The organism is Cyanobium sp. CH-040 (assembly GCF_024346135.1).
Classification (GTDB): domain Bacteria; phylum Cyanobacteriota; class Cyanobacteriia; order PCC-6307; family Cyanobiaceae; genus NIES-981.
In genome coordinates this window covers 1-19,535 of record NZ_JAGQCJ010000001.1, presented here as the reverse complement: position 1 = coordinate 19,535, position 19,535 = coordinate 1, and the positions used below count along the sequence as shown (strand labels likewise).

Sequence of the window (19,535 nt, the reverse complement as noted above, 5' to 3'; positions counted from 1 at the left end):
GGGGCGCTCAGCCCTTCCGCCGATGCTTCCGCCCCTCGCCCTGCCGCTGCTGCTCGCCGGCTACCTGCTCGGTTCGATCCCCAGCGGCTACCTGGCCGGCCGCTGGCTGAAGGGCATCGACATCCGCCGGGAGGGCTCCGGCTCCACCGGCGCCACCAACGTGCTGCGGGTGGTGGGCAAGGCCCCGGCCCTGGCGGTGCTGCTGGTGGACGTGTTCAAGGGCACCGCGGCGGTGCTGCTGGCCCGCACCCTGCTCGATCCCTCGCAGACGGGCACCGATGGCTGGGTGGTGGCTGCCGGCCTGGCGGCCCTGGCGGGCCACATCTGGCCGGTGTGGCTGGGCTGGCGCGGCGGCAAGGCGGTGGCCACGGCGCTGGGCATGCTGCTGGGGCTGTCGTGGCCGGTTGGCCTGGCCTGCCTCGGGGTGTTTCTCACGGTGCTGACCGCCAGCCGCATCGTGTCGCTCTCCAGCGTGGCGGCGGCGGTGGCGCTGCCTCTGCTGATGCTGGCCTGGTTCCGGCAACAGGGCATGGACCTGCGCTGGCCCTACCTGCTGCTGGCCCTGGTCACCAGCGTTCTGGTGATCTGGCGCCACCGCAGCAACCTCGCCCGGCTGCTGGCGGGCAGCGAACCCCGGCTGGGCGAGGCGCGCACCGGGGAGTGAGGGGCCGGCTCAGGCCAGCTGGCGGCTGCGCTCGGCGGCGGCCAGCACGGCCTCCAGCAGGGCCGAGCGCAGGCCGCCCCGTTCCAGCACCCGCAGCCCGGCGATGGTGGTGCCGGCCGGCGAGCTCACCATGTCCTTGAGCTCACCGGGATGCAGGTTGCGCTGCTCCAGCAGGGCGGCCGTGCCCGCCAGGGTGCGCTGCGCCAGGTCGCGGGCCCGCGCACGCGGCAGTCCCGCCGCCACGGCGCCATCGGCCATGGCCTCGGCCACCAGGGCCACGAAGGCCGGCCCGGACGAGGTGAGGGCCAGGAAGGCATCCAGCTGACTCTGGGGCAGCTCGACCACGTCCCCCACCTGGGCGAACAGACGCAGCACCCACTGGCGCTGCTCGTCGCTCACGCCGGTTCCCCAGGCCAGGCCGGTGAGTCCATGGCGCACCAGCGCCGGGGTGTTGGGCACGGCCCGCACACAGCGCCACTGCGGAAACACCCGCTCCAGCCGCTCCACGGTGACCCCCGCGAGCACGGAGATCAGCAGGCCGGAGGCGCCCGGTGGCACGGCGGCGGCCACGGCCTCCAGCTGCTGGGGCTTCACCGCCAGCAGCACCACCGGAGCCAGCCAGGCCGGTCCCGGGTCGGTGCTCACGGCCAGGCCCAGAGCGGCGCTGAGCCGTTCCGCTGAAGCGGAGCTGCCCACCACGGCCCGCACCTCGGCCGCCGGCACCAGCCGGGCTTCGAGCAACGGCAGCAGCAGGGCCTGGGCCATCTGGCCCAGGCCCACCACACCCAGGGCCGGCCGACGCTCCTGGCCGGTGGCAGCCGGAGCCGGCGGGCTCAGAGGACGCTGCTCTCCCGGCCCCAGGCCGGGCTCGGGGCGGCATCCTGCTCCGGCACCGGGCTGCGGCTCACCACCGTGGAGGCAGCGGCATCCTCACCGCCGGAGGTGGTGACGGTGACACAGCTGGGCGCGAACAGGAAGATGCTTTCGCCCACCCGCTCCTGGTGGCCATCGATGGCGAAGGTGCCGCCGGCCACGAAGTCCACCGCGCGCTGAGCCTGATCCGGCTCCATCATCGTGAGGTTGAGGATCACAGTCTTGCGTTCGCGCAGGGCCTGGATCGCCCGGGGCATCTCATCGAAGCTGCGGGGCTCCATCAGGGTGACCTCAGCCGCGGCGGTGGAGATGCCCGGCATGCCGATCACGTTGGTGCCGGCGAAGGGGTCCTCGGCGCTGAAGTCGCTGCTCAGCGCCAGGGCGCTGGTGCGGCTCACGCTCGCGGGAGGAGGGGTGTCGGGGTACTCGCCGCCGTCGTAGTCGAGCTCATCGTCGTAGTCGCCGTCGAGGTAGTCGTCGCCGGAGACGACGGCACGCAGGCGGGAGAACAACGACACGGAGCAAACCTCGCGGGAAGCTTTGAACCTGAATAGCGTCTCACGGAGGAGATCGCAAGCCGCGAAAGCGATGTCCGGCATGCGCGGCGGGCTCAGTCCGGGCCGGTGGGACCACCCGGGCGGGCCCCGAACAGCGCCGTGCCCAGCCGCACCCAGGTGCTGCCCGCCTGGGCGGCCTCCCGCCAGTCGCCGCTCATGCCCATCGAGAGCTCGGTCAGACCCAGCTCCGCGGCCAGGGCGGCGCACTCCCGGAACAGCTCCAGGCGCGCGGCGGCATCCAGCCCCAGGGGTGCGATCGTCATCAGCCCCACGCCGCGCAGGGGCTCCAGGCTTGCCAGCTCTGGCCAGCACGCCCGCAGCTCCTCGGCTGCGAACCCGGTCTTGGCGGGATCGGGGCGCAGCTTCACCTGGTAGAGCACCGCGGGGCTGAGGCCCTCCTCGGCGGCGATGCGCGCCAGCCGCCGGGCCAGCGCCAGGCTGTCCAGGGAGTGGATCGTGCCGAAGTGCCGCAGCACCCCCCGGGCCTTGTTGGCCTGCAGGCGGCCGATGAAATGCCAGTCCAGCGGCTCCAGATCGGCCAGCTCGGCCTGCTTGGCCGCGGCTTCCTGCAGGCGGCTCTCGCCGAAGCTGCGCTGGCCCGCAGCCACCGCCTCCCGCACCAGGGCTGCGGACTGGCCCTTGCTCACCGCCAGCAGACGGGTGCGCCCGGGGAGCTGGCGGTGCAGGGCGGCCAGCCGCAGCGCCAGGGAGGCGCCGGAAGCCAGCTCCGGATCCGGAACCGGCGGGTCAGATGAAGGTCTGGTCAAACAACTGCCGCCAGTAGGTGTGGGCAGCGGAGCCCTCGCGGCGGGCGCGGGCCAGATTCTGCTCGGCGAAGTGGCGCGCATCCATCAGCGGCACCACCTCGAAGCTGGCGCCACGGGGCTGGAGGGTGACCACGAAGAAGATCCGCTGGGCGTAGAGGGTGGCGTAGAGATCACGCCCATCGGCCACCGGAGCCACGCGATAGAGCATCCCGAAGGTGGGGTGGTTGAGATAGCGCTCAGAGGTCACGCCGCCATCGGGCAAGGGCAGTGCCGGTATTTAAGTTCACCGCGTACCACCAACACTCCAGCGCAGCCCAACCAGGGCGATCAGGCCCAGGAGAGCCGCCAGGTTGAGCCAGGGCCGTGGTGGCGAGGGACGGTGCAGCTGCTCAGGGGGCAGCCACAGCCCTCCCCGGGCGAGCAGGGCCTCGGCCCCCTGCTCCGCCCGGAGCAGCAGGTTGGCCAGCAGCCGCTCCCCCACCGCCAGCACCAGGCCCAGGGATGGCTTCCAGCCCAGACGGCGCAGATTCACCGCCCTGGTGGCCAGGGAGCGCAGCAGGTTCTGCAGCTCTTCCTGCACCAGGGGGAGGAAGCGCAGCGACAGCAGCAGGGTGAAGCCGAGCCGCTGCACCGGCCAGCCCAGACGGCCCAGGGGCGCCAGCAGCCAGCTGATCGCCCACACCAGCTCCTCGGGTCGGGTGGTGAGCAGCATCAGGTTGGCGCTGTGCACCAGGGTGACCAGGAGCGTGGAGCCATTGAGGGCCAGCTGGGCCGAGCGCCGGGTGACGACCAGGGGCCCCAGGCTGAGCGGCCCCAGCTGCGCGGGCCCCAGACGCAGCAGTTCCCAGGCTCTGCCGCTGCGCTCCGGCGGAGGCTCCAGCGGTGAGCCGGACGCCAGACGCACCTCCGCCGGCGGGCGCTGCAGCGGTGCGGGCGGCACACCGCCGGTGGGCAGGAACAGGGCCAGGCCACCCACCAGCAGCGCCAGGGCCAGGAGCAGCGGCAGGCTGCGCCGCCACACCCTCCAGGGGAGACCGCTGCAGGCGGTGATCAGCAGCAGCAGACCCACCAGGGCCAGACGCCAGGGCACCCCGGCCAGGATGGGGGTCACCAGGAAGGCCACGGTCCAGGCCAGCTTGAGGCGGGCATCGAGGCGGCGCAGCCAGCTGCCGCTCCGCCGGCCCGCCGCCGGCCCGGGCTCCTCCGCCACGAACTGGCCGATCGGCAGCTGACGCAGGAAGTCCACTCAGGACAAGCTCCTCAGCGCTTGACGCGGGCCAGGTCGCGCTCGGCGTCACGCTGCTGCTTGCCCCGCCAGAACAGCCGGATCGGCGTGCCCTCGAAGCCCAGTCCCTCACGGATCTGACGCTCGATGTAGCGGCGGTAGGTGTCGCCGAACAGCTTGGGGTCGTTGACGAACAGCGTGAAGCTGGGCGGCCGGGTGGCCACCTGGGTGCCGTAGTAGAGGCGGCCCTGGCGGCCGCCGCGGCTGGTGGGCGGCGTGCGCCAGCTGAGCGCCTCGGTGAGCACCTCATTCACCACGGAGGTGCTCACCCGGCGGCGGTGCTGCTCCACCGCCAGCAGGGCCAGGGCGAAGATGCTCTGCACCCGCTGGCCGGTGAGGGCCGAGGTGAACAGCATCGGCGCCCAGTCGAGGAAATAGAGCTTGGCGCGGAGTTCTTTTTCCATCGCCGGCATGGTGTGGGAGTCCTTTTCGATCGCGTCCCACTTGTTCACCACCACCACGCAGGCGCGGCCGTCCTCCTCGATGCGGCCCGCCAGGCGCTGATCCTGTTCGGTGACGCCATCGAGGGCATCGATCACCAGCACGCACACATCCGAGCGCTCGATCGCCTTGAAGCTGCGGTTGATGCCGAAGAACTCCGGCCCGTAGTTCACCGAGCGCTTGCGGCGGATGCCGGCGGTGTCGAGAATCTTCCAGGTGTGGTTCTCGCGCTCCACCGTGGTGTCGATCGTGTCGCGGGTGGTGCCGCGGATCGGGCTCACGATCGCCCGCTGCTCCCCGCAGATGGCATTGAGCAGGCTGGATTTGCCCACGTTGGGGCGGCCGATGATCGCCATCTGGATCGGCTCCTCGGCCCCTTCCTCACTGGTGGGGGGCAGAAAGCTGATCACCTGATCCAGGAGATCGCCGGTGCCGGCGCCGTGGATCGCCGAGATCGGATGGGGTTCGCCCAGGCCCAGCCCCCAGAACTCGGCCGCCATGGCCAGGCCGGCCTCGGGCGACTCGCACTTGTTCACCGCCAGCAGCACGGGCACGTCGTGGCCGCGCAGCCAGGTGGCGATCGCCTCATCGGCCGCCGTGCAGCCCTGCTGGCCATCCACGATCACCAGGGCCACCGCGGCCTCCGCCAGGGCCAGGTTGGCCTGCTCGCGGATCTCCGGCAGGAATTCGCTGTCGTCGTCGAACACCAGGCCGCCGGTGTCCACCACCTTGAAGGTGCGATCGCCCCAGAAACCCTCCTGGTAGGTGCGGTCACGGGTCACGCCCGGTTCGTCGTGCACGATCGCCTCGCGGCTGCGGCAGAGACGATTCACCAGGGTGGATTTGCCCACGTTGGGGCGGCCGATGATGGCAACGACCGGCAGGGTCAAAACGGCTTATCTCAACAACTGTCCTGAATCGACCCTACAGACCCGCCCCCCCTGCGGTGCGCTCACCAAACCCGCCACAACTGGTGCCCCATCGATAAGCCTGTTCCCCCTCCCGTCAGCGCACCGGCAGATCGCCGGGATGGCCGGCCACCGGATCGACCGGCGCCGGCAGCAGCTCCGGCAGCGGGCCCGTGTCCGGCAGCGGCTCGCCGCGCTCGGCCAGGTGGGCCAGCAGCCAGTTCACGGCGGTGGCGCGGCGGGTGCGGCGCGGGTAGAGCTCGCCGATCCGGTAGCCCGTGAAGCCCAGTTGCTCCTTCAGCAGCTTCTTGTGCTCCCTGGCAATCGAGCGGGTGAGCGCCACCGCGGGGGGCCGCTCGGCGATGAACTGGGGTTCGACCGGGAACGGCTCCCGCCAGGCGTCGCTTGTCGCCGGGCCCGCGCACCAGGTGCCGGAGCCATCGGGCGCATAGTCCAGGCGCGGCCAGATCAGTTCACACACGAAGCGATCGCTGGTGCGGTCGGCCAGCACCGCCTCCAGCAGTGCCCGGCTCAGGGGGTAGGCAGCCGGGGTGGTGGCGGCCTGATCGGGAGCCATCGGCCTGGAGCATCACAATCGGATCACCATGATCACCGCTCCGCACCACTCCCTGGCGCCGCTCCAGCTGGCCGGCCGCGGCACCCCGCGGGCACTGCGCTGCCGGGTGCTGCAGTCGCCGCTGGCGGGGGTGAGTGACCGCATCTTCCGGGAGCTGGTGCGGCGCTGGGCGCCCGATGCGCTGCTGTTCACCGAGATGGTGAACGCCACCAGCCTGGAGCTGGGTCACGGCCGCCGCAAGGTGGAGGAGCTGGCCGAGGAGGCCGGCCCGATCGGCGTGCAGCTGTTTGATCACCGGCCCGCCGCCATGGCCGAGGCGGCCCGCCGCGCCGAGGCCGCCGGTGCCTTCCTGATCGACATCAACATGGGCTGTCCGGTGAAGAAGATCGCCAAGAAAGGCGGCGGCAGTGGCCTGATCCGCGAGCCCGGTCTGGCCGCCCGGATCGTGGACACCGTGGCCGCGGCCGTGGCCATCCCGGTCACGGTGAAAACCCGCCTGGGCTGGTGCGGCAGCGACGCCGAGCCGATCCCTTGGTGCCGTCAGCTGGAGGCCGCCGGCGCCCAGCTGCTCACCCTGCACGGCCGCACCCGCGAGCAGGGCTTCAAGGGCCGCGCCGACTGGGGTGCCATCGCCGCCGTGAAGCAGGCCCTGGCGATTCCCGTGATCGCCAACGGCGACATCAACAGCCCCGAAGACGCCCTGCGCTGCCTGGCCGAGACCGGCGCCGATGGGGTGATGGTGGGCCGCGGCACCATGGGCGCCCCCTGGCTGGTGGGCCAGCTCGATGCCGCCCTCAGCGGCCGACCGATCCCGCCCACCCCCGGCGCCGCCGAAAAGCTGGCCCTGGCGGCCGAGCAGCTGCGGGCCCTGGTGGCCGCCAGGGGCGACCACGGCCTGCTGATCGCCCGCAAACACCTCAGCTGGACCTGCAATGGCTTCCCAGGCGCCCCCCAGCTGCGTCACGCCCTGATGCGCGCCCCCACCCCCGCCGAGGCGCTGGCGCTGCTGGCCAGGGCGGAAGCCGCTCAGGGCAGCACCGCCGGCCAGCCCTGACGGATCAGCAGCAGGGAGAAGTAGGGCCGCACCTCCGCCGGCACCGCCGACGCCGGGGCCAGCAGCTGGTCGGGCCAGCCCACCCGCTGGGCCAGCAGAGCGCCGTCCAGCAGTCCCCGGCGTTCCAGCAGCTCCCGCACCCACGGCCAGCGCCGGCCGAGCTTGAGCAGGGCCACGGTCGTGGCCGTGGCGGCGGCCTGGTCCAGGAGGTCCGCCAGTCCGGAGGCGCTCTCCGGCGTGGGGCGGATCAGCAGGCCCTCGCTCTGCAGCGCCAGCGGCCAGGGGATGCCGGCGGCGGCGGCCATCGCCGCGGCCGCGCACACGGCCGGCACCCCCGGCACGAGCCGCACCGGACAGTGGGGATGGCGTTGACGCAGGGCCAGCTGCACATAGCCGCTGCTGGCGAAGAGCGACACGTCACCTTCGCAGAGCAGCACCACCGGCCAGCCGGCGGCGACCTCCGCCGCCAGGGCATCGGCGGCGGCATGCCAGGCGGCGATGCGCGGGGCGGCTTCGGCCACCATCGGAAAGAGCAGCGGCAGGCGGCGCTGCCCGGGGAGCAGCCAGGGCGCGGCGATGGCGGCGGCCATGCCCTCGCCGCCGGTCCGGGCCACCGGATAGGCCACCACCGCGGCCGCGCGGATCGCCCGCAGTGCCGCCACGCTGAGCAGCTCCGGATCGCCGGGGCCCACCCCCACCAGCGTCACGCCGGCGGCAGCCGCCCCTACGCTGATCTGCAGCGGCGCTGGGCCACCCATGAGTTTGCTCACCATCTACCGGCACCCTGCCAGCCCGGCCAGCGCACCGCAGGATCCGGATGCTGAAACCGGCGCCCATCAGCCGCGGCCGGAACTGGTGAGCAGCGACGCTGAGGAGATCCAGCGGCAGCTGGCCGCGCGGGGCATCCGCTTCGAGCGCTGGCCGGCCCGGGCCACCCTGCCGCCCGGCGCTTCCCCGGAGCAGATTCTCGACGCCTACGCCGACGAGATCGCCCGGATGCGGGAGGTGGGTGGCTACCCCACCGTGGATGCGATCCGCCTCACCCCCGATCACCCCGGCCGGCAGGAGCTGCGCCGCAAATTCCTGGCCGAACACACCCACAGCGAGGACGAGGTGCGTTTCTTCGTGGAGGGCCGGGGGCTGTTCTGCCTGCATCTGGCGGATGAGGTGCTGCAGCTGATCTGCGAGGCCGACGACTGGATCGCCGTGCCCGCAGGCACCCGCCACTGGTTCGACATGGGGCCTGAACCCCGCTTCTGTGCCCTGCGCTTCTTCCACAACCCCGACGGCTGGGTGGCGAGCTTCACGGGCGATCCGATCGCCGCTGCCTACCCGCTGCTCGATCAGCTGCTGGCAGCGGCCGGCTGATGGACGCCGAGCTGGCCCTCTTCCGCATCGGCGCCACCGTGGCCTGGGCCGATGGCGAGCTGAGCGAGGAGGAGCGTCAGCGTCTGTCCCAGGCCATCGCCCGGGCCGGCAGGCACGATGCCGACCACCAGCGCCAGCTCGATCAGACCCTGTCCACCGCCAACCCGGCCAGCCTCCCCGTGGAGGGGCTGGACGCGCTGGTGGCAGCCTTGACCACACCTGAGCAGCGGCAGCGGGCACTGCAGCTGGCCTATGGGGTGATCCGCTCCAGCCGCCGAAGCGGCGACCACGGAAGCATCAATGTCCGCGAACGGCTGGCCTACGGCCGCCTGCTGCGGCTGCTGCAGCTGGACCCCGACCTGGTGGCCAGCCTCGAGGGGGATGTGGAGGTGGAGCTGGCGCGCAGCGCCGGTACGCCGGTGGGACTGCTGGCCGGTCAATTCGCCGGCCTGATCGGCTGGGGCTGACGCCGCCGGCGGCAGCTCACCGGGGGGGCAGCTCGACACCGGGGGAATGCATGCGCACCCCCTCCCCCGCGGCGGGGAGGGCCGCCAGGCACCGGCTCTCCAGCGCGGCCAGCTCCTCGAGGCGCTCCATCACCACCGGCCTGGGCCAGCGCTGCTCGCACAGCAGCCAGTAGAGGCCGAAGTGGCGGGCCTCGCTGGCCAGCAGGTCGCCGTAGAGCTGGCGCAGCTCCGCCTCGGGGGAGTGCTCGGCCAGCAGGCCCATGCGCTCGTGGCTGCGGGCTTCGATCAGCCCCGCCACCAGAAACGCATCCAGCATGCGCCCGGGCTCCTGACGCCGCACCGCCCGGCTGAGTTCACTCCCATAGGACGGCGCCGCCAGGGGCCGCAGGGCGACACCGCGGCACCGAAGCAGGGCCAGCACGCGCTCGAAATGGTCCAGCTCCTCCCGCGCCAGGGGACTGAGCACCGCCGCCAGCTGCTCGTCGCCGGGATAGCGGAACATCAGCTGCAGGGCCGCTCCCGCCGCCTTGCGCTCGCAGTGGGCGTGATCGATCAGCACCAGATCGGGCTGGGCCAGGGCCTGCTCCAGCCAGGCGCCGGAACTGGGGGCGGCGAGCCAGCGGATCCGGGCGGCGACGGGCTGGGGCGGGGCAACGGTCACGGCTGGGCGCGCAGATGGGCCACCAGACCCTCCAGCGCCAGACCGTAGCTGCCGGCCCCGAAGCCGCAGATGACCCCCACCGCCCTGTCGGCCAGGAAGGAGTGATGCCGGAAGGGCTCGCGGGTATGGACGTTGCTCAGGTGCAGCTCCACGTAGGGGATGGCCACCGCCAGCAGGGCGTCGCGGATGGCGATCGAGGTGTGGGTGTAGGCCCCCGCATTGATCAGGATCCCGTCCACCTGCCCGCGCGCGTCGTGGATGCGGTCCACCAGGGCCCCCTCATGGTTGCTCTGGAAGCAGTCGACCTCCACCCCCAGCGAGCCGGCGCGGCAGCGCAGGTCGTCGTTGATCTGCTCGAGGCTGGCGCTGCCGTACAGCCCCGGCTCCCGGCTGCCCAGCAGGTTGAGGTTGGGGCCGTGGATGGCGAGCAGCTGCATGGGCGTGGGCAGGGAGGCTGGCTGGTAAGTTCTTGGGGTGTGGTTCGGGTCGGTGCCCGAGTGGTTAATGGGGGCGGACTGTAAATCCGCTGGCTCTGCCTACGTTGGTTCAAATCCAACCCGGCCCACCTTCCACATGCCCTTGTAGCTCAGCGGTAGAGCACTCCCTTGGTAAGGGAGAGGTCACGAGTTCAAGTCTCGTCAAGGGCTTCTCTTAGCCCTCACCCCCCACCCAGCCGCCCCGGCCGGCTTACACAGGGCTGAGCAGCTTTCGCCCCTGAGCCGTCCTGCCCCTGAGCCGTCCTGGGGGCCGCGCCGGGTGCGTCACACCGCCCACCGGCGTTTGCCAGGGTGACATGCCGACCTCAGGCCTGCGGCATGCCCACCACCAGTTCGATGCTGGCGACCCCGATGCTGTCGACCCCGATCGAGGCCATGCGCGAACCGGTGAGCCGCGGTCTCACCCGGCCGCTTGCCTGGCGGCTGGAGCAGCTCGATCGCCTCTCCGCCCTGCTGCATCGCCACCACGCAGCGGTGCTCGAGGCCCTGGCCGCCGACCTGGGCAAACCGGCCCTGGAGGCCAGCTTCGAGCTGGTGGCTGTGCAGCAGGAACTGAAACTCACCCGCCGGCGCCTGCGCCGCTGGATGGCGCCCCGGCCCGTGCCGGCCGATCTGCCCCTCAAGCCCGGCCGCGCCTTCGAGCTGGCGGAGCCCCTGGGCTGCGTGCTGATCATCGGCCCCTGGAACTACCCCTTCCAGCTCTGCCTGCACCCCCTGGTGAGCGCCCTGGCCGCCGGCAACAGCGTGGTGCTGAAGCCCTCCGAACACGCACCCGCCACGGCGGCCCTGATCGCCGAGGTGATCGCCGAGGCGTTCCCGCCCGAGATCGTGCAGGTGGTGTGCGGCGACGGCAGCGTGGCCGCCGGGCTGCTGGAGGAGCGCTTCGATCACATCTTCTTCACCGGCGGCGGCCGGGTGGGTCGACTGGTGATGGCCGCAGCGGCGCGCCACCTCACCCCGGTGACCCTGGAGCTGGGCGGCAAGAGCCCCGCCATCGTGCTCGCCGATGCCGACCTGGCCGTGACGGCGCGGCGGCTGGCCTGGGGCAAGAGCATCAACGCCGGCCAGACCTGCGTCGCCCCCGACCACGTGCTGGTGGAGGCCCCGCTGCGCGACCGCCTGGTGGAGGCCCTGGCAGCGGAGCTGGAGCGCTTCCACGGCTCCGATCCCCTGCAGAGCGAGGATCTCGGCGCGATCGTCAACCAGGCGCAGTACGACAGGCTGGCGGCCCTGCTCTCGGGCGCACGGGAACGGGGCCAGGTGCTGCATGGTGGGCGCTGCGATCCGGCCCGGCGGCGCATCGAACCCACCCTGCTGAGCGTGGACTCCGCCGACGACCCGCTGATGCAGGAGGAACTGTTCGGCCCCCTGCTGCCGATCGTCAGCGTGGCCCACCTGGAGGAAGCGCTCGAGCAGGTGCGCGGGCGGCCGAAACCCCTGGCGCTCTATCTGTTCAGCCACGACCGCCAGGCCCAGGAACGCACCCTGGAGAGCACCAGCTCCGGCGGCGTGTGCTTCAACGATGTGGTGATGCAGGCCGGGGCCAGCCAGCTGGGGTTCGGCGGTGTGGGCGAGAGCGGCATGGGCCGCTACCACGGCGAGGCCGGCTTCCTCACCTTCTCCCATCTGCGCAGCGTGCTCAGGCGGCCCTTCTGGCTGGATCTGCCGCTGCGCTACCCCCCCTACGCCGGCAAGCTCGGCCTGGTGCGGCGCCTGCTCGGCTGACCCCGCGCCCCCCCGCGGATTCGCTCCGGAGCCACTGGATCGACCGCAAAGTGCCCCTTAAGGTTCGACCAGTGATCCCCGGAGCCCATGCGCCGCACCCTTGCTGCCCTGGCCCTGGCCCTGGCCCTGCCCGGGCCCACGCTCCTCCCCACACCGGCCAGGGCTCAGGCGGTGGTGGTGGTCAGGGAAGGCGACACGCTCTCGGACATCGCTGCGCGCCATGGCATCAGCGTGTCGCGCCTGATGCAGGCCAATGGCATCAGCGACCCCGACCTGGTGGTGGTGGGACAGCGCCTCACCATCCCCGGTGGCGGAAGCCGTGGCGGCGGCGGCTCTGCCGGCAGCGGGGGGAGCGTGACGGTACAGGCCGGCGACACCCTCTCGGACATCGCTGCCCGCCATGGCATCAGCGTGTCGCGCCTGATGCAGGCCAACGGCATCAGCGATCCCGACCTGGTGGTGGCCGGCCAGCGTCTCATCATTCCCGGCAGTGGTGGGCGCGGGCCTGCCCCGGCGGCCCGCAGCACCCAGCCCACCGCGCCCTACACCGTCAAGAGCGGCGAGACCCTCTCGGACATCGCGACGCGGTTCAACACCAGCACGGACCGCCTGATCCAGCTGAACGGGCTCCGGAACCCCGATCTGGTGATGAGCGGCACCCGGCTGCAGGTGCCCGTGTCGCCCAGACCCCAGACCTCCAGACCGGCCGGCGCCACCGCGCCACCCGCCGCGCCGGACCGCAATGCGCGCCAGCACGTGGTGCAGAGCGGGGAGAGCCTCTCTGTGATCGCCGAGCGGTACGGGACCACGGTGGAGCGGCTCGTGGCCCTGAACCGCATCGAGGATCCCGATCGACTGCTGTCGGGCACGCGTCTGCAGCTGCGCGGCACCCCCCCCGCCGCAGCACCCCGCCCGGCGCCATCTCCGCAGGCCGCCAAACCCCAGGCCTCCGCCCAGCCCGCTCCCCAGCAGGTCGCCCAGCCTGCGCCGCGCCCGGCTCCCGCGCCCGCTCAGCAACCGCAGGCTCAACCCCAACCCCAGGTCCAGGCGCAAGTCCAGGCCCAGAGCAGGAGCGAATCCACTCCGGCTGCCGGCAGCCGGCCAGCGGCAGCCGCGCCCACGCCTCAGTCGGCGCCAACCGCCGGCCGAACAGAGCCCGCTCCGGCGAGCACCACCACGACGAGCCCGGTCAGAGCAGGCGCCACGGCCGCTACAGCCGGCACACCCAGTCGATCCAACACAGCCAGCACAGCCACGGCAGCGAAGGCCACGGTCGCTGCACCGGCGGCTTCAGCCGGCTCCACAGCCGCCGCCCCGACCGCCAGCCCCGAGGCCCGCACCCGGCCCCAGGCCCAGGCGCGCCTGCAGCCGGCGGCAGTGCAGACCACCAGTGTGCGCAGCCCAGCCGGGTCGGCCAGCCGGATAGCCGCCGCCACCGGCGGGCTGACACCCACTCAGCCAGGAGCGGTGCCCTCTGCCACGAGCTCCGCCGCGACCCCCCGGGGCAGCACCCCGGCGAAGAGCCCGGCCCAGGCTGCTGCGGCAGGACCAGCCGCCATTGCCGCCCGCTCCACCACCCGCGCCCCATCGAGCGGCGGCGACTGGCGCAGCTACGGCCCGCTGCAGATCGACTGGGCCAACTGGCAGTCGATGGGAGGGAGCTACGTCGCCCCCAGCCTGAACAGCGATGGCAAGGCCCGTTACCTGGCGGTGAACTGCACGGCCCGCAAACTCAACACCACGACGCCGGCGGGCCAGTGGAACAGCTGGGAAACTCCGGGCCAGGACTTCGAGAAGAAGCTGGTGCAGGACATCTGCAAGGAGAAGGGCAGCTGAGACAGGGCTGCTGAAACAGAACAGCTGGGACAGCGCTGCCGACCCTGGCCGCTCGGCTCAGGCCGCCCAGCGCAGCGGCCAGGGCTCGCGCAGATACTGCCGGCCCGTCGGTTTCAGGTAGAGGCGCTGGGCGCCGTCATCGCTCTCGCTGATCAGCTCCTCCTCCACCAGCCGGCGCGCCAGCCAGGCCCAGCGGTCCTCGTCCCGGCCCCCACGGTCCGCCAGCTCCTCCACCAGGCTGCGCAGGGCCCTGCCCCGCTGCTCCCCCAGCAGCGCCAGCAGCTGGGCCGCCTGCTGGGACCAGTCCCGTTGCCGCAGGGAGCCGCTGCGGCGCTCCTCGCAGCGATCACAGCGACCGCAGGGCGGCACCAGCTCGCCCACCGTCAGCAGCAGGGCCTGCTCGCGGCAGCCCTCGCCCTCCGCCACCGCCTCGATGCGCCGCAGCTGCCGCTGAGCCAGCTCCAGCCGCTGCCGTTCGCCATCGGGCCCAGCCTCAGCGCCGTCCCCTCCGGCGGCACGGATCGCCCAGCCCAGGCTGGTGCGGTCAGCCGGATCGAACAGCACCAGGCAACGGGCGGGGCCACCATCGCGGCCGGCCCGGCCCGACTCCTGCAGATAGCCCTCGGCGGTGGCCGGCAGGTCAAGGTGCAGCACCAGACCCACATCGGGGCGGTCGACCCCCATGCCGAAGGCCACAGTGGCCACCAGCACCGGCCGGGGCTGCTCCTGAAAGTGAGCCAGGGCCTGCCGCCGCCGGCCGGGATCCAGGCCGGCGTGGTACGGCAGCGCGTCCACACCGGCGGCCTGCAGCCGGGCGGCCCACTGCTCCACCGAACGGCGGGCACGGGCATAGACCAGCACCGCTCCCCGGGCCCCGGAGATGGCCTCCAGCACCTGCGGCAGGGGATCGGCAGGACGCCGGCGCATGGCGTAGTGCAGGTTGCTGCGGCGGGCGGAACGCACCTGGATCAGGGGGCGGCGCAGCTCGAGCAGACGGATGATGTCGGCCCGCACCCGTGGCGCGGCCGTGGCGCTCAGGGCCACCAGCGGCACTCCCGGGCAGAGGCGCCGCAGCTGGCCCAGCCGGCGGTAGTCCGGGCGGAAGTCGTGGCCCCAGGCGCTGATGCAGTGGGCCTCATCCACCGCCAGGGCCACCAGGCCTCCCTCCGCCAGCAGGTCGTCGAGCAGCTGGCGGGTCGACTCCACCTGCAGCCGCTCCGGAGCCAGATAGAGCAGCCTCAACCGGCGCTCACGGATGCGCCGCAACAGCTGCAGCCGCTCCCCGTTCTCCAGCCCGCCGTGCAGGCATGCCGCCGCGATGCCACGGCGCTGCAGCTGCTCCACCTGGTCCTGCATGAGCGCCACCAGGGGGGAGACCACCAGCACCAGCCCCTCGCGCACCAGGGCCGGCAGCTGGAAGCACAGGGATTTGCCGGCGCCGGTGGGCAGCACCGCCAGGCAGTCGCGCCCCTCCAGGAGGGCTTCCACCACCGGACGCTGGCCTGGCCGGAATCCGTCCCACCCGAAATGGCGCCGCAGGGCCTGCTCGAGAAGATCAGGCAACGCCACCTGCAGGAACCGCCGGAAGGATACCGATGCCGGCGACAGGTGCCAGCGCGATCAGGGCAGAACCGGTGGTTCGAGCTGATCCGGCGACTCCTCCACCAGCTGCAGCCGCACCCGCTTGCCGCCCGCCAGCTCCCCCAGCGACACCCGCAGGGTGCTGCCGCTCAGGGATTGCAGGGCCGTGAGCAGCTCGCGCAGATGGGGCGTACTGCTACCGCTCTCCACCCAGAGCCGTTCCTGCAGGCCGTTCAGGCGCCGCCAGCTGGTGTGCAGCTTGAGCACGGCGGCCTCCAGGGCCTGGGCCTGGCCCACGGCATCGGCCAGCAGCCCCAGGGAATCAAGCCGCTGGGCCTCCTGCAGGGCCTTCTCGAAATCCAGCTCCCCCTGCTGAAACGCCCGCACCGCCAGCGCGGCCTCGGCCGCCTTGCTCAGCCAGCGGGCCGTGCTGGTCACCTCCCGCACCCGCACGAGTTCCGGCTCCTCGCGCAGCACCCGTCGCAGATCGTCCTGCTGCTCCTCGGGCAGCTTGGCCAGCTCCTTCACCAGCGGCGCCACCGCCCGCGGCGGCAGGAGGTTCTCCGCCGTGCGCTGGCGCACCTCCTCAGGCAGCAGCGGACTGGTGGCCGCCGTGAACTCGTCCGCCAGGCGCCGCACCTGCTTGCGGGTGATCTGCTGGCCGTCGTTGGCGGCCTCGGAGATCATCAGCTGCACTTCGGGATCGGCCTCGGCGGTCTCCAGAAAGGCCCGCTTGGAGAACTGGTTGACGCTTGCCTCCTCCAGCACCCCCTCGGCCAGCATCCGGTCGGCCGACTCGGCCAGCTGGATCAGGGTGTAGGCGCGGGTCTTGCTGATCTCACGCTCGCGCAGCCACTGCAGAAACCCGGTGCCGCGTCCCTCGCCGCCGCGCTTCTCGCGGTCGCGCACGGCCCGCAGGATCCGTCCCCGCCAGATCTCGGTGTGCAGGTCGAAGCGGTCGCACACGGCCCAGGCCTGCTCCAGCCGGGCCAGGAACTCCATCGTGCTGATGGCGTCACTGTCGGGGTCAGGCAGGTCGAGGCTGAAAACCGGAGCCTCGGGCGCGTCCAGAGCCATGGAGGATGCGGGCACAGGGGCGAGGCACAGGGGCCGATGCTCCCACGCGGGCCGCGGGCTGCGATGACGGCTTGGACGACGAAACGTGACGTCGGTCCCGGCGCCCCCGGCGAGCGCGGGTATCTTCCCTCTGGCAGCCTCCACCCTCACCGCAGCGATGGCCATTTCCCGCGGCGACAAGGTGCGCATCAAGCGCCCCGAGTCCTACTGGTTCAACGAAGTCGGCACCGTGGCGTCGGTGGACACCTCCGGCATCCGCTACCCCGTGGTGGTTCGCTTCGAGAAGGTGAACTACAGCGGCTACAGCGGCTCCGAAGGCGGCATCAACACCAACAACTTCGCCGAGAGCGAGCTGGAGAAGGCCTGAGCCGATCTCTGGCCCTTCCCTTACCCCGGCCGCAGATCTGGGCCTCCAGCCCGAAGCAGCCCCGGCCGGCGTCCCGAGTGCGCCGGCCGGGGCTGTGACACGCTGAGCGGCTGCATCGCTGCCGCGACGCCGTGCCGGAGCTCCCCGAGGTCGAAACCGTGCGTCGCGGTCTGGAGCAGCACACCCATGGCTTCCAGGTGGCGCGCGTCGAGGTGCTGCGGGAGCGGGCCATCGCCAGTCCGTCGGAGCCTGGCGCCTTTGCAGCCGCTCTGCAGGGCTCCTGCGTCACCGGCTGGCAACGGCGGGGGAAGTACCTGCTGGGTGATCTCCAGCAGGATGGTGATACTGCCGGGATCTGGGGCGTGCACCTGCGCATGACCGGCCAGTTCCTCTGGCTGCGCGAGCAACGACCTCCGTGCGGTCACACCCGGGTGCGGATCTGGAGCCAGCGCGACGAGGAACTGCGTTTCGTGGACACCCGCAGCTTCGGTCAGATGTGGTGGGTGCCGCCGCAGATCCCCGCTGAAGCGGTGATCACCGGGCTGCAGCGCCTCGGTCCTGAACCGTTCGGCGCGGCGTTCACAGCCGGCTATCTGCAGCAGCGGCTGAGCGGCTCAAGGCGGCCGATCAAGGCTGCGCTCCTGGATCAGTCCCTGGTGGCCGGGGTGGGCAACATCTATGCCGATGAGGCGCTGTTCAGCGCCGGCATCCGCCCGCACACACCCAGCGGCCGGCTGAGCCTGGCGCGGCTCGAGACCCTGCACGAGGCCCTCGTGCGCGTTCTGGAGATCAGCATCGGTGCCGGAGGCACCACCTTCAGCGACTTCCGCGATCTCACCGGCACCAACGGCAACTACGGCGGGGTGGCCCTGGTGTACCGGCGTGGCGGTCAGCCCTGCCGCACCTGCGGCACAGCCATCCGCCGCGAGAAGCTGGGGGGACGCAGCAGCCACTGGTGCCCCCGCTGCCAGCACTGATGTCAGCCCCTCCGATCCCCCGCGAACTCCAGCAGCAGCTGGCCGTAGAGCTGAGCGCCACGATGGCCGCCATCCACCACCGCGGCTGGTGTGACGGCACGGGCGGCAACTTCAGCTGCGTGCTGGAGAAGTCGCCCCTGCAGCTGCTGATGGCCCCCAGCGGCGTGGACAAGGGTCGCGTCCTCCCGGGCGAGCTGATCGTGGTGGATGGACAGGGCAGCGTGGTGCACGGGCAGGGGCGGGCCAGCGCGGAGACCCTGCTGCATCTGGCGATCGTCACGGAAACGGGCGCCGGTGCCGTGCTCCACACCCACTCCCAGGCCGGCACGTTGCTGTCGCACCACCATCGCCCCGCATCGGACTCCGGCGGTCTGGGACTCCTGCGCCTGGAGGACCTGGAGATGCTCAAGGGCCTGGAGGGAATCACCAGCCACGCCACGACGGTGGAGGTTCCGGTGCTGGTGAACGACCAGGATCTCCGACGCCTCAGCGACGCGGCCAGGCCGCACCTGGCCCGGGCACCCCATGGCCTGCTGATCGCCGGTCACGGTCTGTACGTGTGGGGCAAGGACCTGGCCATGGCCCGCCGTCATCTGGAGATTCATGAGTTCCTTCTGGAGCAGCACTGGCGACGGCTGCTCCTGGCTGCCCTGAAGCGCTGAATCCCCATGTCCTGCGATCCTGCCCGCCTGCAACGCACCCAAGCCGGTGTCATGGTCAGCGGTATCCGTCAGGTGCTGCTCGACATCGAAGGCACCACCTGTCCGGTGAGTTTCGTGGCCGGCACCCTCTTTCCGTATGCCTCGCGGGCCATGGGCGAGTTTCTGGCACGGGAGGCACCGGCGCGTGAGGAGGTGCGCCGGTTGCTGGAGGCGGTGCACGAGGCCTGGCGGCAGGATCCGGATCCGGAGGCCAAGGCTTTGCTGGAGCGGAACCCGCTCGACTCGGCCGCCTACCTGCGCTGGCTGATCGAGCAGGACCGCAAGCTGCCCCCTCTCAAGGAACTGCAGGGTCTGGTGTGGCGGGCGGGCTACGACTCAGGCGAGCTGGTGGCACCGCTGTTTGACGATGTGGCCGAAAATCTCAGGGGTTGGCGACAACAAGGCCTTGGGCTGTCCGTGTATTCCTCTGGCTCGGTGACAGCACAGCAGCTGCTCTATCAACACAGCAGGGCAGGCGACTTGCGCGGTCTGTTCCAGCACTGGTTCGATACGCGCACAGGCCCAAAACAGAGCAGCAGCAGCTACAGCACGATTGCCAGCGCACTGAAAGCAGAACCTCGGGAGGTGCTCTTCGTCAGCGACTCCGCAGCTGAATGCCGGGCAGCCCAAGCCGCTGGGATGGCTGTCCTGTTCAGCGATCGGGAGGGCAATCCACAACGCGATCCTCAGGAATTCACAGCCATCACAAGTTTTGATGAGGTGTCGTTCTCATCCTCAGAGACTTGGGGCTGAGACGATTGAACCCGGATCTTCAAGCCTTAGCCACCGACCCGCCACTGCCTCAGGAATCGCACAACGGCCCGCAGCGTTCAAGGTTGCCCAAGGCGACATGAACAGGCCTCCTCAGGTCTCAAGACTGCTTGCAGCGCCCCGGCAACCGGCAACATCCCGTGCCGCCCACGGCTTCCACAGCTGCGCGCAGGGTCACAAGCTTCCCGTAGGGACTGGTGCGCTGGCCTCTCAAGATCAGCTGCTCTCACACCGCATGAACGCACTGCCGCGCCGCCTGTGCTGCGGCAGCGCTCAGCGCGTCCTTGCTGGATGGAGTGGCAATGATGTGGAGGTTTATCCTGGCATCGTCCTATTTTCTCAGGGGGCTTCCCCCCCAATATCGTCGGCGCTGCAGCGTTT

22 protein-coding genes and 2 tRNA genes are annotated in these 19,535 nt (G+C 71.5%); 12 read left to right on the top strand and 12 right to left on the bottom strand.

What is annotated here, in order from left to right:
* The first annotated feature begins 22 nt into the window (after positions 1–22).
* Positions 23–664, top strand: coding sequence for a glycerol-3-phosphate 1-O-acyltransferase PlsY (gene plsY, locus KBY90_RS00120; protein WP_254966360.1), 642 nt, complete (start codon positions 23–25; stop codon positions 662–664).
* 9 nt (positions 665–673) lie between these two features.
* Here plsY and proC read toward each other — a convergent pair whose 3' ends face one another.
* The 7 genes from proC to KBY90_RS00085 all read right to left on the bottom strand — a co-directional run bounded on the left by proC (position 674) and on the right by KBY90_RS00085 (position 6,072).
* Positions 674–1,453, bottom strand: a complete 780-nt coding sequence (gene proC, locus KBY90_RS00115; RefSeq protein ID WP_254966897.1) for a pyrroline-5-carboxylate reductase — start codon at positions 1,451–1,453, stop codon at positions 674–676.
* Positions 1,454–1,497: 44 nt separating this feature from the next.
* A complete protein-coding gene (locus tag KBY90_RS00110) occupies positions 1,498–2,055 on the bottom strand; it encodes a cell division protein SepF (protein ID WP_254966359.1) in 558 nt (185 codons plus the stop codon).
* 92 nt (positions 2,056–2,147) lie between these two features.
* The gene (locus KBY90_RS00105; protein ID WP_396122493.1) at positions 2,148–2,819 is read right to left on the bottom strand and encodes a YggS family pyridoxal phosphate-dependent enzyme; all 672 of its coding nucleotides are present in this window, start codon (positions 2,817–2,819) and stop codon (positions 2,148–2,150) included.
* Positions 2,820–2,841: 22 nt separating this feature from the next.
* Complete coding sequence (locus tag KBY90_RS00100) at positions 2,842–3,108, bottom strand: PipX family protein (RefSeq protein ID WP_254966358.1); 267 nt, start codon at positions 3,106–3,108, stop codon at positions 2,842–2,844.
* A 36-nt stretch (positions 3,109–3,144) separates the two neighbouring features.
* Positions 3,145–4,107, bottom strand: a complete 963-nt coding sequence (locus KBY90_RS00095) for a CbiQ family ECF transporter T component (RefSeq protein WP_254966357.1) — start codon at positions 4,105–4,107, stop codon at positions 3,145–3,147.
* 14 nt (positions 4,108–4,121) lie between these two features.
* A complete protein-coding gene (gene der, locus KBY90_RS00090; protein ID WP_254966356.1) occupies positions 4,122–5,477 on the bottom strand; it encodes a ribosome biogenesis GTPase Der in 1,356 nt (451 codons plus the stop codon).
* Between the two features lie 115 nt (positions 5,478–5,592).
* The gene (locus KBY90_RS00085; RefSeq protein WP_254966355.1) at positions 5,593–6,072 is read right to left on the bottom strand and encodes a DUF1823 family protein; all 480 of its coding nucleotides are present in this window, start codon (positions 6,070–6,072) and stop codon (positions 5,593–5,595) included.
* A 28-nt stretch (positions 6,073–6,100) separates the two neighbouring features.
* On the opposite strand from KBY90_RS00085, the gene dusB reads away from it, so the two are divergent.
* Positions 6,101–7,126, top strand: a complete 1,026-nt coding sequence (dusB, locus tag KBY90_RS00080; RefSeq protein WP_254966354.1) for a tRNA dihydrouridine synthase DusB — start codon at positions 6,101–6,103, stop codon at positions 7,124–7,126.
* Here dusB and KBY90_RS00075 read toward each other — a convergent pair.
* Positions 7,099–7,884: an SAM-dependent methyltransferase gene (locus KBY90_RS00075; RefSeq protein WP_254966353.1), complete on the bottom strand. Its 786-nt coding sequence runs from the start codon at positions 7,882–7,884 to the stop codon at positions 7,099–7,101. The genes dusB and KBY90_RS00075 overlap by 28 nt on opposite strands.
* Here KBY90_RS00075 and KBY90_RS00070 point away from each other — a divergent pair.
* Both KBY90_RS00070 and KBY90_RS00065 read left to right on the top strand, forming a co-directional pair.
* Positions 7,883–8,494 (top strand): acireductone dioxygenase, encoded by a 612-nt coding sequence (locus KBY90_RS00070; RefSeq protein ID WP_254966352.1) that lies wholly within the window; start codon positions 7,883–7,885, stop codon positions 8,492–8,494. The genes KBY90_RS00075 and KBY90_RS00070 overlap by 2 nt on opposite strands.
* The gene (locus tag KBY90_RS00065) at positions 8,494–8,961 is read left to right on the top strand and encodes a TerB family tellurite resistance protein (protein ID WP_254966351.1); all 468 of its coding nucleotides are present in this window, start codon (positions 8,494–8,496) and stop codon (positions 8,959–8,961) included. The genes KBY90_RS00070 and KBY90_RS00065 overlap by 1 nt, the downstream gene beginning before the upstream one ends.
* Positions 8,962–8,977: 16 nt before the next feature.
* On the opposite strand, the gene KBY90_RS00060 is transcribed toward KBY90_RS00065, so the two are convergent.
* Positions 8,978–9,622, bottom strand: coding sequence for a tRNA-(ms[2]io[6]A)-hydroxylase (locus tag KBY90_RS00060; RefSeq protein ID WP_254966350.1), 645 nt, complete (start codon positions 9,620–9,622; stop codon positions 8,978–8,980).
* Positions 9,619–10,059 carry a type II 3-dehydroquinate dehydratase gene (aroQ, locus tag KBY90_RS00055; RefSeq protein WP_254966349.1) on the bottom strand — a complete coding sequence of 147 codons (441 nt, stop codon included), beginning with the start codon at positions 10,057–10,059 and terminating at the stop codon, positions 9,619–9,621. Before aroQ ends, KBY90_RS00060 begins: the two co-directional genes overlap by 4 nt.
* Before the next feature lie 46 nt (positions 10,060–10,105).
* On the opposite strand from aroQ, the gene KBY90_RS00050 reads away from it, so the two are divergent.
* The 4 genes from KBY90_RS00050 (at position 10,106) to KBY90_RS00035 (ending at position 13,680) form a co-directional block, all read left to right on the top strand.
* Positions 10,106–10,187, top strand: a tRNA-Tyr gene (locus KBY90_RS00050).
* Between the two features lie 10 nt (positions 10,188–10,197).
* Positions 10,198–10,269: transfer RNA gene (locus KBY90_RS00045), tRNA-Thr, on the top strand.
* Positions 10,270–10,437: 168 nt separating this feature from the next.
* Positions 10,438–11,844 (top strand): aldehyde dehydrogenase family protein, encoded by a 1,407-nt coding sequence (locus KBY90_RS00040; RefSeq protein ID WP_254966348.1) that lies wholly within the window; start codon positions 10,438–10,440, stop codon positions 11,842–11,844.
* 87 nt (positions 11,845–11,931) lie between these two features.
* On the top strand, positions 11,932–13,680 hold the full coding sequence (locus KBY90_RS00035) for a LysM peptidoglycan-binding domain-containing protein (protein WP_254966347.1): 1,749 nt from the start codon (positions 11,932–11,934) through the stop codon (positions 13,678–13,680).
* Between the two features lie 57 nt (positions 13,681–13,737).
* On the opposite strand, the gene KBY90_RS00030 is transcribed toward KBY90_RS00035, so the two are convergent.
* Both KBY90_RS00030 and KBY90_RS00025 read right to left on the bottom strand, forming a co-directional pair.
* Complete coding sequence (locus tag KBY90_RS00030; RefSeq protein WP_254966346.1) at positions 13,738–15,243, bottom strand: ATP-dependent DNA helicase RecQ; 1,506 nt, start codon at positions 15,241–15,243, stop codon at positions 13,738–13,740.
* Positions 15,244–15,300: 57 nt separating this feature from the next.
* Positions 15,301–16,338 (bottom strand): hypothetical protein, encoded by a 1,038-nt coding sequence (locus KBY90_RS00025; protein ID WP_254966894.1) that lies wholly within the window; start codon positions 16,336–16,338, stop codon positions 15,301–15,303.
* Positions 16,339–16,495: 157 nt separating this feature from the next.
* Between KBY90_RS00025 and KBY90_RS00020 the strand changes: the two genes are divergently transcribed.
* The 4 genes from KBY90_RS00020 to mtnC all read left to right on the top strand — a co-directional run bounded on the left by KBY90_RS00020 (position 16,496) and on the right by mtnC (position 19,136).
* The gene (locus tag KBY90_RS00020) at positions 16,496–16,705 is read left to right on the top strand and encodes a photosystem I reaction center subunit IV (RefSeq protein ID WP_254966345.1); all 210 of its coding nucleotides are present in this window, start codon (positions 16,496–16,498) and stop codon (positions 16,703–16,705) included.
* A gap of 131 nt (positions 16,706–16,836) precedes the next feature.
* Positions 16,837–17,682: a DNA-formamidopyrimidine glycosylase gene (locus tag KBY90_RS00015; protein WP_254966343.1), complete on the top strand. Its 846-nt coding sequence runs from the start codon at positions 16,837–16,839 to the stop codon at positions 17,680–17,682.
* Positions 17,682–18,344 (top strand): methylthioribulose 1-phosphate dehydratase, encoded by a 663-nt coding sequence (gene mtnB, locus KBY90_RS00010; protein WP_254966342.1) that lies wholly within the window; start codon positions 17,682–17,684, stop codon positions 18,342–18,344. Before KBY90_RS00015 ends, mtnB begins: the two co-directional genes overlap by 1 nt.
* A gap of 6 nt (positions 18,345–18,350) precedes the next feature.
* Entirely contained in the window at positions 18,351–19,136 is a 786-nt protein-coding gene (gene mtnC, locus KBY90_RS00005) for an acireductone synthase (RefSeq protein ID WP_254966341.1), read from the top strand.
* Positions 19,137–19,535: the final 399 nt, after the last annotated feature.

Excerpts from the sequence above, each read along its gene's own strand:
- plsY (WP_254966360.1), top strand. The coding sequence starts at position 23 with ATGCTTCCGCCCCTCGCCCTGCCGCTGCTGCTCGCCGGCTACCTGCTC.
- KBY90_RS00085 (WP_254966355.1), bottom strand. The coding sequence starts at position 6,072 with ATGGCTCCCGATCAGGCCGCCACCACCCCGGCTGCCTACCCCCTGAGC.
- dusB (WP_254966354.1), top strand. The coding sequence starts at position 6,101 with ATGATCACCGCTCCGCACCACTCCCTGGCGCCGCTCCAGCTGGCCGGC.
- KBY90_RS00070 (WP_254966352.1), top strand. The coding sequence starts at position 7,883 with ATGAGTTTGCTCACCATCTACCGGCACCCTGCCAGCCCGGCCAGCGCA.
- KBY90_RS00075 (WP_254966353.1), bottom strand. The coding sequence starts at position 7,884 with ATGGGTGGCCCAGCGCCGCTGCAGATCAGCGTAGGGGCGGCTGCCGCC.
- KBY90_RS00065 (WP_254966351.1), top strand. The coding sequence starts at position 8,494 with ATGGACGCCGAGCTGGCCCTCTTCCGCATCGGCGCCACCGTGGCCTGG.
- aroQ (WP_254966349.1), bottom strand. The coding sequence starts at position 10,059 with ATGCAGCTGCTCGCCATCCACGGCCCCAACCTCAACCTGCTGGGCAGC.
- KBY90_RS00040 (WP_254966348.1), top strand. The coding sequence starts at position 10,438 with ATGCCCACCACCAGTTCGATGCTGGCGACCCCGATGCTGTCGACCCCG.
- KBY90_RS00035 (WP_254966347.1), top strand. The coding sequence starts at position 11,932 with ATGCGCCGCACCCTTGCTGCCCTGGCCCTGGCCCTGGCCCTGCCCGGG.
- KBY90_RS00025 (WP_254966894.1), bottom strand. The coding sequence starts at position 16,338 with ATGGCTCTGGACGCGCCCGAGGCTCCGGTTTTCAGCCTCGACCTGCCT.
- KBY90_RS00020 (WP_254966345.1), top strand. The coding sequence starts at position 16,496 with ATGGCCATTTCCCGCGGCGACAAGGTGCGCATCAAGCGCCCCGAGTCC.
- mtnB (WP_254966342.1), top strand. The coding sequence starts at position 17,682 with ATGTCAGCCCCTCCGATCCCCCGCGAACTCCAGCAGCAGCTGGCCGTA.
- mtnC (WP_254966341.1), top strand. The coding sequence starts at position 18,351 with ATGTCCTGCGATCCTGCCCGCCTGCAACGCACCCAAGCCGGTGTCATG.